Origin of the sequence: Polynucleobacter necessarius, assembly GCF_900095175.1 — a bacterium.
Classification (GTDB): Bacteria; Pseudomonadota; Gammaproteobacteria; order Burkholderiales; family Burkholderiaceae; genus Polynucleobacter; species Polynucleobacter necessarius_I.
The window spans coordinates 66,537-78,741 of the sequence record NZ_LT606946.1 but is presented as its reverse complement, the minus strand read 5'-3'; the positions used below and the strand labels follow the sequence as shown (position 1 = coordinate 78,741).

At 45.2% G+C, this 12,205-nt stretch carries 11 protein-coding genes and 2 pseudogenes; 7 read left to right on the top strand and 6 right to left on the bottom strand.

From position 1 onward, the window contains the following. Positions 1–86: 86 nt before the first annotated feature. Together DXE44_RS00420 and DXE44_RS00415 are read right to left on the bottom strand one after the other, a co-directional pair. Positions 87–1,107: pseudogene (locus DXE44_RS00420) on the bottom strand (2-dehydropantoate 2-reductase). 101 nt (positions 1,108–1,208) lie between these two features. After that, positions 1,209–2,622 (bottom strand): annotated as a pseudogene (locus tag DXE44_RS00415) (high affinity choline transporter 1). A 107-nt stretch (positions 2,623–2,729) separates the two neighbouring features. Here DXE44_RS00415 and DXE44_RS00410 point away from each other — a divergent pair. Next, positions 2,730–3,719: a squalene/phytoene synthase family protein gene (locus DXE44_RS00410; protein WP_197712780.1), complete on the top strand. Its 990-nt coding sequence runs from the start codon at positions 2,730–2,732 to the stop codon at positions 3,717–3,719. Here DXE44_RS00410 and DXE44_RS00405 read toward each other — a convergent pair. After that, entirely contained in the window at positions 3,716–4,210 is a 495-nt protein-coding gene (locus DXE44_RS00405) for a methylated-DNA--[protein]-cysteine S-methyltransferase (RefSeq protein WP_114651761.1), read from the bottom strand. The two genes, DXE44_RS00410 and DXE44_RS00405, sit on opposite strands and share 4 nt — an antisense overlap. Positions 4,211–4,327: 117 nt before the next feature. On the opposite strand from DXE44_RS00405, the gene DXE44_RS00400 reads away from it, so the two are divergent. From DXE44_RS00400 to zapD, 6 genes are read left to right on the top strand one after another with little or no spacing between them, the layout of a single operon-like run. Then, positions 4,328–5,617, top strand: coding sequence for an HlyC/CorC family transporter (locus DXE44_RS00400; RefSeq protein WP_114651759.1), 1,290 nt, complete (start codon positions 4,328–4,330; stop codon positions 5,615–5,617). Further along, positions 5,614–6,648 carry a GspE/PulE family protein gene (locus DXE44_RS00395; RefSeq protein WP_114651758.1) on the top strand — a complete coding sequence of 345 codons (1,035 nt, stop codon included), beginning with the start codon at positions 5,614–5,616 and terminating at the stop codon, positions 6,646–6,648. Before DXE44_RS00400 ends, DXE44_RS00395 begins: the two co-directional genes overlap by 4 nt. 26 nt (positions 6,649–6,674) lie before the next feature. Beyond that, entirely contained in the window at positions 6,675–7,748 is a 1,074-nt protein-coding gene (locus tag DXE44_RS00390; RefSeq protein ID WP_231970508.1) for a type II secretion system F family protein, read from the top strand. Between the two features lie 8 nt (positions 7,749–7,756). Then, complete coding sequence (locus tag DXE44_RS00385) at positions 7,757–8,248, top strand: prepilin peptidase (protein WP_114654281.1); 492 nt, start codon at positions 7,757–7,759, stop codon at positions 8,246–8,248. Then, the gene (coaE, locus tag DXE44_RS00380; protein WP_114651756.1) at positions 8,203–8,865 is read left to right on the top strand and encodes a dephospho-CoA kinase; all 663 of its coding nucleotides are present in this window, start codon (positions 8,203–8,205) and stop codon (positions 8,863–8,865) included. The genes DXE44_RS00385 and coaE overlap by 46 nt, the downstream gene beginning before the upstream one ends. A 35-nt stretch (positions 8,866–8,900) precedes the next feature. Beyond that, the gene (zapD, locus tag DXE44_RS00375) at positions 8,901–9,653 is read left to right on the top strand and encodes a cell division protein ZapD (protein ID WP_114651754.1); all 753 of its coding nucleotides are present in this window, start codon (positions 8,901–8,903) and stop codon (positions 9,651–9,653) included. On the opposite strand, the gene DXE44_RS00370 is transcribed toward zapD, so the two are convergent. The 3 genes from DXE44_RS00370 to argJ are packed head-to-tail and all read right to left on the bottom strand — an operon-like array spanning position 9,650 to position 12,183. Next, positions 9,650–10,066, bottom strand: coding sequence for an NUDIX domain-containing protein (locus tag DXE44_RS00370; RefSeq protein WP_114651752.1), 417 nt, complete (start codon positions 10,064–10,066; stop codon positions 9,650–9,652). The genes zapD and DXE44_RS00370 overlap by 4 nt on opposite strands. A 9-nt stretch (positions 10,067–10,075) precedes the next feature. Continuing rightward, positions 10,076–10,936, bottom strand: coding sequence for an ATP-binding protein (locus DXE44_RS00365; protein ID WP_114651750.1), 861 nt, complete (start codon positions 10,934–10,936; stop codon positions 10,076–10,078). An 11-nt stretch (positions 10,937–10,947) separates the two neighbouring features. Then, positions 10,948–12,183 (bottom strand): bifunctional glutamate N-acetyltransferase/amino-acid acetyltransferase ArgJ, encoded by a 1,236-nt coding sequence (argJ, locus tag DXE44_RS00360; protein ID WP_114651748.1) that lies wholly within the window; start codon positions 12,181–12,183, stop codon positions 10,948–10,950. Positions 12,184–12,205: the final 22 nt, after the last annotated feature.

Sequence of the window (12,205 nt, the reverse complement as noted above, 5' to 3'; positions counted from 1 at the left end):
AGAAAAACCCTCACCACTAAACATGATGAGGGGTTTTTTAATACTCAATTACTTTGGGAGTTGAATCTACCTACTTCTGCAGAGGCTTAGTAACCAGAAACAGATGGCAATGCCAAGCTACCTTTAGAAACTTGAACGTTTTCATCAAGGTACTTTGTTAAGGCAAAGACTGTATTGAGGCAAGGCGTTGGTGTTTCAGTAATCTTGCCAAGCTCAATCACAGAACCCAATAAGGCATCAATCTCTAAGCTACGGCCTGCTTCTAAGTCTTGCAACATTGATGTTTTATGTTTTCCAACTTTTTCAGCGCCAGCAATACGACGTTCAATGTCGACACGGAAAGTGACGCCCAACTTCTCGGCAATCGTTTGTGCTTCGGCCATCATGTTCCGAGCCAACTCTTTTGTGAGCGGATATTGGCAAATGCCTTCCAAAGTTCCATGAGTCAGAGAGCTGATTGGATTGAAAGTCATATTGCCCCACAACTTCAACCAAATCTCAGAGCGAATGTCTTCCAGGATTGGTGACTTAAATCCAGCCGCAGTCATCATTTCAGACATCTTCTGAATTCGCTCAGTCTGTTTGCCATCTAACTCGCCCAATGGGAAGCGATTGCCTTCAACGTGACGAATCACGCCAGGAGCCTGAGTAAAGGTTGCTGGATACACTACGCAACCAATGATGTTATTTGGGTTGATTGCATTCTTCGCAACACCACCAGCATCGACTGTTTCAACGGAGTGATCTTGATAGTCGCCACCCAGCTTCTGGAAGTACCACCAAGGAATTCCGTTTTGCATCGGAATCAAAATCGTTTCCGGACCCATGATTGCGGTAAGATCCTCAATGATCGGCTCAACTTGGTGCACCTTCCACAGCCAAAATCACCACGTCTGGAGTCTCAGCATCGCGAATTTTTTCAACTGCTTTTACCTATGCCACCAAAGGCTCAGGTTGATCATCCATAATTAATGCTAAGCCACGCTCTTTAATTGCAATCAACGTAGCACCTCGCGCAACCACAGTAACGTCATTGCCGGCTCGCGCCAACATGACAGCAAGGTAACCGCCAATCGCGCCCCCTCCACCGATCACACAGATTTTCATAAGAACTCCATAAAGATAAGAAATTTTGAATTAGTGTCATTTTAGAGGCGAACATTTTGCGGTGCAACAAAATATTCTGCCTAATATTTAAGCAATTTGGGTCAACTTGCAATCAATCTAGCCCTAGGCACCAGTCCGCCCAAAAGCATGCCGGCAATACTAGCCAAAAGGCCTGCTAACTGAGGGGGGAGAATAGTGTCAGGGGCAAGAACCTCACAACTGATTGATACAACTAAACCACAAATGACGGCTAACAAGCCTCCCAAAGAATTTGCCCTGGACCAATACACCCCAAAAGCAAGTGGCACAAAAGCTGCAACCAAAGTCACCTTATAGGCATTCTCAACCATCTTAAAAATCGATAAATTAGAGTTGATGGCAAAAAAAGTAACTACCGCTGTGAAGCAGAGCACCGTAATTCGCATAACCTTCAATAAGTCTTGATCAGATAAATGCTTAAAAAAGCCTCTTACAATATTTCAGCAAAGGTAGCGGATGGAGCGAGCAATGTAGCGCTGGCGCAACTCTTGATGGCTGATAGTAAGGCACCAAAAAACATCATCTGCGCGATCAGTGGGGCATGGTTCAAAATCAGTTTTGGCAAGATCATTTGTGGATCTGTATATAAATACTGCTTCACTAGATCCGGACTAATGATGGTTGCAGAGTAAGCCAAATACAGTGGAACAAACGCGAACACAAAGTACAGCACCCCTCCTAACAAAGCAGCTTGCACTGCAATGTTCACATTCTTAGAGGATGTAATTCGCTGAAACACATCTTGCTGCGGAATAGAACCTAACATCATTGTGCATAAGGCGGCTGTAAAGCCAAGGATAGAAGCGAGATTCATATCGGGCCAGAAGTTGGAAAACTGGCCAGCAGCAACTGCATGCTCAAAAACTACACCGACACCACCAGTTTGGGCAGTTATCTCGCCGCCGATATAAAGCATGCCCACCACAATGATGATCATCTGAATGAAGTCGGTAATTGCCACCGACCACATGCCACCAAAAAGCGTATAAATCAGAACGCTACCAGTGCCAATTAACATCCCGGCTGTTTGTGTGATGCCGCCTTCAGACACAACATTAAAAACCAGTCCCAAGGCTTTAATCTGCGCGGCCACCCACCCTAAATAGGAAACCACAATACAGAGCGTTACTAAAACCTCTACAGTACGGCCATATTTTTCTCGAAAGAAATCACCAATGGTGAGCATGCGTCGGTTGTAGAGATGACGAGCAAAAAAGAGTCCGACTATGATCAGATACAGGGAAGATCCGAAAGGATCGGAAACAATCCCGCCAAGCCCTTCCTTAAGGAAGGTGGCTGGAATACCTAACACCGCTTCGGAGCCAAACCAGGTGGCGAAGACTGTAGCGGTGACGATGGGCAGAGAAAGGCTATGCCTGCTGCAGCAAAGTCAGCCGTGTTTTTGACCCGTAGCGCAGCCCAAAGGCCGATACCTACAGATACCACCCAATAGATAATGACAAACCAAATCAACATCGCCCAATAACTCCTTCAGAATTTGAACAAATTATATGGCCTTGTCACTTATGACATTTAATCAATAAGAGCCAAATTTGGGTGAGCTGGTCTGACATAATTCATGGGTGAATTCCGCCATACGCCCAACAGAGAACCCCAATAGCGATCTAGCCTATCAAAAGGCGATTTTGAGTTCCGTATCGCGCACTTTTGCACTCACTATCCCCCTTCTTCCTCCAGCAATTGAGGTGGTGGTCGGGAATACCTATCTACTGTGTCGGATTGTCGACACGATTGAGGATGCAGCTGAACTTAATCCAGCAGAAAAGCAGGGCCTATCTAAGCTATTTTTAGAGGCAGTTCTGGGAGCTATTCCAGTGGATGCTTTTGTAAGCCCCTGCCTTGAAGCATTAAAAGGCTACCCCAATGTCGATGAGCTCGATTTAATCGCTCACACCCCAACCGTCCTAAGAATTCTCCACACCTTTCCCGATACAGATCAGGCAGCGATTAGCCGTTGCGTTTCAATCATGTCCGATGGCATGTCCCATTTCCATGGCCGACAAACGCAAGAAGGGTTAAAAGATCTCGCAGAATTTGAAGAATATTGCTATGTGGTGGCTGGTGTTGTGGGAGAGCTGCTGACAACCATCTTTAGCAACTACTCTTCTGGATTTGCAAAACAAATCGAAGGGCATCAGCAACTGGCTATCGCTTTTGGTCAAGCTTTACAAATGACTAACATTTTGAAGGATTCACCAGAAGATCGTGCACGTGGTGTCTCCTGGAAACCAATAGGCATGAGTCAAAACATGCTACTGAATATTGCCTATAAAAAACTGCAAGATTCCATGAGCTACATTCTTCTGATTCCAGAAAATGAAGTGGGTCTGAGACGCTTCTGCTTTCTTGCTTTCGGTCTTGCGGTAATGACGCTTGAGAAAATTGCCTACAGAAAAGAATTTAGTAATAAATCCGAAGTGAAGCTGTCTAGAAATTCAGTTTGGATTTTTTATGCATTTACTAAGCTTGCCGCCAGAAATGCATTTCTGATGAAAGCATTCTTTTATGCTGCATCCAGTCATCTCAGAAAACTATCTATAAAGAATCCTTAAAGCACACCCTCATGCTTTAAGAGCCAAATTTTGATCTGGCGGTAGAAGCCCGGGGCATCTTCCTTCATAAAACCCCCAAGGCCCTGTGCAGATACCACTCTGTGGCAAGGGGTAACCAAAGGATAAGGATTTGCACCGCAGGCAGTCCCAACCGCACGAGGCCCACTTCTAATCTTTTTTGCAATCTGGCCATAGGTACTGGTCTTTCCCACCTCAATACCGAGAGTAGCATTCCACACTTTTTGCTGATGCACTGTTCCAGTGGGCTTTAGTGGAATATCAAATAGTGACAAAGCATCTTTGAAATACTGAGCGCTCTGTTTAGAGAATGCTTTAGCCAAAGCATTTCTCGGAGAAATTAACGCGGTACCTGGAGGCAGATAATCGATTTTGGAGATCATCAAACTACCGTCTACCAACTCTGTTTGTACACCCAGGCACCCAAAAGGGGCGGATATCACGCAATACTCGGCTGATGTAGAGATGGGCATGCTGAAGATTCTGACATACATTGAGGAATAAATTCGTACAGGATTCCAATAAGTCTATAGCTAGTGAAGTAGCACTTTGCTATATTGGACATTCCTTATTCTTTGCGGACATCGCTGATGGACACTTTTTTTGATGATTGGCCTTTAATTGGTCAAGTCGCATTGGTTATCTTCCTGCTTGCGCTCTCCGGCTTATTTTCTATGGCCGAAACCAGCATGCTGTCTTCCAATCGCCATCGCTTACGTGCAATGGCTAATGGCGGCAATTCTGGAGCTGCATTAGCTGAAAGATTATTGAAGCGTATTGATTCTCTGCTTTCAGTGCTGTTGATTTCCAACAACCTCATCAACACCATTCTGCCAATCTTAGTCACTGGCATTGCTCTTCATATTTTTGGTGATAGTGGCCTAGTGCTATCGATAGCTACCTTAGTTGTTGCACTTCTCATCATTATTTTTAGCGAGATCACCCCAAAAGTCATTGGCACAGCCTCCCCAGAAAAAATTGCCAGTAATGTTGGCTGGTTCATTCTGCCTCTCACTTACATACTCAAGCCCTTGCTCTGGTTTATTACTAGTTTTGTATCTAGATTAATGAAGGTTTTTGGTCTTCAAACTTCAGCTGAAAATCGAGTAATGAGCAAAGAGGGGTTGCGTAGCCTAGTACTCGAATCCAATCGTTTTGTTTCAGCTCACCATCGCAATATCCTGCTCAATCTTTTTAATCTTGAAAATATCTTGGTTGATGATGTGATGACACCACGATCTAAGATTGAGCTATTAGATCTCTCAAGACCAATTGATGAAGTGATTGAGCAATTAGAAACTTGCTATCACAACAAGCTCCCAGTTTGCGATGGCGACTCTGATCGCATCGTTGGCATTCTCTCAGTTAAAAAAGCACTCTCATTACTGGGTAATTCAGAGCTTCACCATGAAGACTTCAGGTCATTATTAAATGAGCCTTATTTCATTCCCAGCGGGACGCCCGTTCTTCAGCAGATGCAATTTTTCCAAGATAACCAACAGCGCTTGAGTTTAGTGGTTAATGAGTATGGTGAGGTACTTGGCCTCGTCACTTTTGAAGACATTGTTGAAGAACTCATCGGTGAGTTCACCACTTCATTCTCGAATCTTTCCACTGACCCTCAATGGTTAGCTGATGGGACTTATCTTGCTAGCGGTAGCGCATCACTACGAGATTTAAACCGCCTTCTGAAGTTAGAGCTACCGCTCGATGGACCGCGCACTCTAAATGGTCTGATCCTGGAAAAACTTGAAGCGATTCCCGATTACGATGTCAGTATTCGGATTGCTGGCGTGGTGATGGAAATTGTTCAGTTTGATGAGCATGGGGTAAAAACAGTCAAGCTATACCAACCCCTCACCCAACCGAACCAAGATTGAGCGAGCTACTGCATGACTCTCACATTATCCGGGCCTGGCATGACATCGCTGTTGATGCATTAAATAATCGGGCAACGGATATTCATATTGAGGCGAGATCTCAAGAAACCATCATACGCACGAGAATAGATGGTCACCTCACCCTACAAAACCAATACCCCATTGATTTGCACGAGCGGCTAATCACGCGCATCAAAATCTTGTCACGTCTAGACATTGCAGAAAAGCGTTTGCCTCAAGATGGACGCCTTCTAATCGGCCATGACTTTAGCTATCCCAATATTGATTGCCGGGTATCGATTCTTCCAACCCTGCATGGTGAAAAAGCAGTAGTCAGGATTTTGCCCAACCGCCTAGAGGAGTTATCACTAGATCAGATTGGCTTACTGCCAAAGCAGCTTGAAATAGTCAGAGATGCTATTGGTCAAACTAATGGATTGATTCTGGTAACAGGGCCCACAGGGAGTGGCAAGACACGCACTTTATATAGCTGCTTGAGCGCACTGAACCAAGTGCAACGTAATATTTACTCTGTTGAAGATCCTATTGAAATTCAACTTCCAGGAGTAAATCAGGTGAACTATCACCCAAAAGCAGGCTTAGACTTTCCAACCATTATTCGCGCCCTTCTACGCCAAGATCCGGATGTCATCATGATTGGTGAAATACGTGATTCTGCAAGCGCACAACTTGCCATCCAGGCAGCCCAAACAGGTCATTTAGTTTTAAGCACGCTCCATACGCGTAATGCTATTGGTGCTTTAGCAAGACTCAAAAGCCTAGGCATAGATCAAGAGTCTATTGAATCCTGTCTTCGTTGTGTCAGCTCTCAAAGGTTAATTCGAAAACGCGGCAAAGGGTGCAATTCAATGCAAAGCAAAACGCCCTGCAATCTATGTAAAGGATCGGGCTATTTCGGCCGCATTGGCGTTCATGAAGTTTTGGGAAGCGAGCAGTTATTTGCATCAGCCCAAGCTTTGGGTATCCACTCAGCAGGAACGCAACTACTGAAGTCGGGCTTAATAGATTAGATATCCCTAGATGCGGAGCTTGGTACTTGGCATTAGTACAAATGGTTTTAACCAGAAAACTCAGTCAATCTGAACAACTGCATTTTGCACAACAGATGCTTGCCCTCCTTCAGGCTGGACTTCCCTTGCTCAACGCTATTCAGCTATTAATTCAGTCTGCGCCAAAATCATGGCAAATTTGGCTACAGAATATCCGCACCCTACTTCAAAAAGGTAATAGCTTTTCTTTTTGCTTAAGCGCACAAGATGGCAAATTTTCTCCAGAGTTTTTTAACCTTGTTAGAGTCAGTGAGAGGACAGGGGATCTCAGCTTGGCACTCAGGACAATTTCACAGCAACTAGAAGCCCAGATTGAGCTGAGAAGAAAAGTTCAGCAGTCTCTGACTTATCCTGTAATTACACTCGCCACCTTCTTCCTATTGGTTCTGGTGATGATGATTTGGGTTGTACCTGTATTTAAGGAGGTCTTTGCGAACTTTCAGGCTGAGCTGCCAGCGCCAACCAAAATTCTGATTTCCATTTCTGCGGGGATCCAAAACTACTTTCTGGAAATGTTGATCAGCACACTCGTAATAGCCATGGGCTTTATCTACACCTGGCTCAAATCAATCGCCCTTCAAAAATATTGTGACGCTCTCTTATTGCGCATACCATTTTTTGGCAATCTATTTAGACTGGCAACCCTCAGTCATTGGTGTCGAACCTTGGGGCATTTACTAGAAACTGGTTTAGCACTTCCAGACGCCCTGAGAGTCACAGCGCAATCCTCAAATCACTGGGTGAGCCATGACTTGAGTGCTGAGATATTTAAACACCTCACTCGTGGCTGGCCCTTGGGAGAATCACTCAAAAGAGCAGACCCTAAATCACGACTTTTAGATTTAGAGACATTACTACTACTTCATATCGGGGCTGAAAGCGGCGCATTAGCCGAGATGCTAAATAAGCGCGCCACTTCATTAGGAACTCAGCTGAGTAGCCAACTCAATGCACTCAGCCAAAGCTTAGAGCCAGCGCTCATTCTTTTTGTTGGCGCCATTATTGGCAGTCTGGTCATAATCCTATATCTACCCATCTTTAATTTAGGGCAAATTGTTTAGTGGATCCCATGGTAAGCATCTGGATAGTTAAATCCCTACTAGTACTGGCTTTGCTTTACTTGGCCTATATCGATTGGCGCACCTTTCGCCTCCCGAATGCCATTACATTCCCTTTAATTTTTCTGGGCATTGCTTTTAACTCAATTTCAGACCTGCGCCTGACCACCCCAAGCGCTGCATTGCTCGGGGCACTCCTAGGATATGCCTCACTTTGGACATTAAATGCTGGTTATCGTCTTCTGAAAAACCGCAATGGCATTGGCATGGGTGATGCCAAACTCTTAGCAGCGCTAGGTGCCTGGTTGGGCTGGGGCGCGCTACCCAGCGTTCTCCTGATAGCCTCTATAACGGGAATAGTGGGTGGCCTGACCTGGCTTCAATGGCGCGGCCATCAACTGCAGCAAGCCTTTCCTTTTGGCCCCTTTTTGGTGATTGCTGGCATCATTGAGCTGTTATGGCCCCAACTCATTCCAACTTTGATTCTGCCCAAGCTGATATAAAAGCCTTGAAGGGTGAAATTCCTTTAATTGGCTTAACTGGCGGCATTGGCTCTGGCAAGACGGCAGTTAGCAACTTACTAGGCGAGCTCGGGGCTGGGGTAATTGATACAGACTTGATTTCCCATCAAATCACCGCGCCAGGCGGAAAAGCTATTCCATTAATTACCAAAGAATTTGGGGATGACTTCATAAACTCCCAGGGGGCTCTTGATCGAGTCAAAATGCGGACCCTAGTCTTTGCAGATTCCAATGCTCGCCAAGCTTTGGAGAAAATAACCCACCCGTTGATTCAGCAAGAAACCGCAAAGCAAGCCTTTGAGTTAGCTAAATCTGGAGTTCCATATCTTGTTTTTGTAGTCCCGCTGCTTATTGAGTCTGGATCTTGGGTAAAGCTGATTGACTACCTCATCGTAGTTGATTGCCCAGAAGAGACACAAATCCAGAGAGTGATGCACTGCAGCAATATGACCCGCCTCGATGTGGAGAATATTCTCAAAGCGCAAACGAGTCGCAATGTCCGTCTAGCAGCAGCTAACACCGTTCTTGAAAATCAGGGCAGTTTGGATGAGCTCAAATCAGAGGTTCTGAGTCTGCACCAACAATTGCTCAAAATTTAAGAAGAACGCCTAAGTTCGTCATAGAATATAGTCTTGTGATTCTCTACGAATACCCCTTCAATGAATTAGTTCGAAGCATGCTTCGGCTGGAGTACTTGTTCGCCCGCTTCAATCAGTTCCTCCGCTCAGATGATCCAGAGCTACATCACAATGCAATTGCGATGTTGTTTGACTTGGGTGATATTGGTTCACGAGGTGACATCAAATCCCTGCTACTAAAAGAATTTGAGCGTCAAAAATATGCCTTGAACGGTTTAAAGTCCTCCCAAAAGGTAGACCAAGAGGCATTGACGCAAACGCTATCTGAGATTGATAAAGCTGCATTGAATATTAATCAATCGATGGGTAAGCCAAATTCTGCAATTACTGAGAGTGAGTGGCTAAATGTCATTCGTACTCGATTAAATATTCCTGGTGGAACAAGTCCGATTGATTTGCCAAGTTATCATGCCTGGAAAAATACTCCCTCGAATCAACGCAGGGAGTTATTAGAAAAATATGTTGCTCCACTTTTGCCATGTCATGAAGCTTGCCAAATTTTCTTGAGACTGCTCCGTCAATCTGGAGAAGCAAAAGATGTTGTTGCGCATCAAGGTGCATATCAACAAGCACCTTCTGGTAAGGTCTATCAATTGATGCGTATCGCTGTAGAAGATGACAGCCTCTTCTCAGAAATCAGCGCCAATAAATATCTGCTATCGATTCGCTTTCTGAAGATTGATCAAGATAAAAAACCGCAGATCTTGAATGAGGATGTACCTTTTAGACTCACCCTCTGTCAGCTCTAAGTCTTTAGTAGCTTTAACTTTTCCAGTATGGGCCAGGCAGCCGGCAATAAAGGCTCTACCGTCGGAAGCACACCACTGAGTAATTGCCAAGACAGCGCTTGACCCTCACACCCCTTAGGCGTTCCGCTCCATTTTCGAATAATGCTGACATGCAAACGAACATAAGCGTGCGGATAGTCATGTTCCAAGACAACCAGCTCTTCGCTGGACTCAATATCAATCCCGAGCTCTTCTTGTAATTCACGCTTGAGTGCTGCGAATACCGATTCGCCAGCTTCAATTTTTCCACCTGGTACTTCCCAGTAACCAGCATAAGGCTTACCCTCAGGGCGCTGACCCATAAGATAGCGCCCTTCTGCATCCAATAGAATCCCGGCAGCGACTTCAGTCACAGGACGGTTAGAGTCACTCATCAAAATACTTTAAGCGGTGTGCGAGCTGGCCCAGTGCTTAGCAAACTGCCAAGCCACACGACCAGAACACGAACCTCTCTCTAATGCCCACACCAATGCTTCAGATCGAGCGCCCTCAATCTGGGTATCACTCAAGCCAAAATGGCGTAACCAATGAGCAACAATTTCTAGATACTCATCTTGCTTTGGTGGGTAAAAAGAAAGCCATAAACCAAAACGCTCTGATAGAGAAATCTTTTCCTCAACCACTTCACCCGGATGAATTTCTCCATCATCCCCATGAACATAACCTTCGTTGTCCTTCATATATTCAGGCAAGAGGTGACGTCGGTTAGAGGTGGCATAAATCAAAATATTGTCGACTTGTGCTGATACAGAGCCATCCAAAGCAGACTTCATAGCCTTATAGCCTGATTCCCCATCTTCAAATGAGAGATCATCACAAAAAATAATGAAGCGCTCTGGGCGGTCTGCTAATAAATCCGTAAGGTCAGCTAAGTCCGCTAAATGCTCATTTTCAACTTCGACCAAACGTAAGCCCTGGCTAGCAAACTCATGCAAGCTTGCTTTAATGAGTGAGGACTTTCCTGTGCCACGCGCACCCGTTAACAAAATATTATTAGCAGGCTTACCCTGAATAAAGTTTTTGGTGTTGTCACGAATCGCATCACGTTGACGATCGATATTTTTTAGATCTTCAAAGGTAATATCTGAAACATGCTTGACTGGCTGCAAAAAACCAATACTTCCAAAGATGCTATCGCGACGACGCCACCTAAAAGCAGTTGAAGATTTCCACTGCTCTTCCGATAACTGCTTTGGTAAAAATGTTTCCAGGTGGTTGAGAAGTTGCTCTAATTTTTCATTCATTTCATGAATTCCTATGAGCGGTAATCGGCATTAATGGAAACATAGTCATGTGATAAATCACAAGTCCACATCGTCTGCTGCGCCGATCCACGACCCAAGTCAATCTTGACAGTAATTTCTGGAGCCTGCATCACCCTCTGGCCGTCAGCCTCCTGGTAATCAGGATGTCGGCCGCCATTCTTAGCAACCCAAACATCGCCAAGCCACATTTGCACTTGGTTAACGTCAAGGTCAGTGATTCCAGCACAACCAATCGCCGCAAGAATGCGGCCTAGGTTGGGGTCGCTAGCAAAGAAAGCAGTCTTTACTAATGGTGAATGGGCCACCGCCTCGGCTACTAAGCGGCACTCCTCCTCCATCTTACCACCCTGCACATCAATCGTAATAAATTTAGTGGCGCCCTCACCATCCCTCACAATCATTTGAGCAAGCTTACGGGCGAGATCGATTAATGCGGCTCTAACTAAGGCATAACTAGGTTCAGCAACAGATTGGATCTGCACCGAGGACTGACCAGTTGCCATGATGATGAAAGAATCATTAGTTGAGGTATCGCCATCAATCGTAATCGCGTTAAATGAAAGATCAACAATCTCACGCGTCAGTTGATTAAGCAGGCCTTGAGCAAAACCAGCATCAGTTGCAATGAACCCCAACATCGTTGCCATATTAGGATGAATCATGCCGGCACCCTTGCAAATACCGGTAATGGTCACAAGTCCAGATGGAGTGTCTACTGTCATGGACGCAGCTTTAGGCTGAGTATCCGTAGTCATAATGGTTTCTGCAGCATCAAGCCAGTGGTCTTCACCTAGGTTGGCAACCGCTCTAGGCAAGCCAGAAATTAATCTATCGATCGGCAGAGGCTCCAGAATCACGCCGGTTGAAAACGGCAGAATTTGCTCTGGGTTGAGCTTCAGCTCTTTTGCTAACTCGGCACAAGTGGATAAAGCATCCTTCATGCCCCGCTCACCAGTTCCTGCATTCGCATTTCCGGTATTGACTACCAAAGCACGAATCTCACCCTTTGCACTATCCAAGGCTAAATGCTCTTTACAAACCTGAACTGGCGCAGCACAAAATCGATTTAAAGTAAAAACACCGGCAACCTGGGAGCCAGGCACCAAAGTCATCACCAATAGATCTTTGCGATTGGCCTTTTTGATTCCAGCTTCGGCGGTGCCCATCTGAAAACCCTTCACAGGCTTTAGTTGGTCTTTTTGGGGGAGTGGTAAGTTAACTGTCATGATCTGACAATTGTAGATGAGA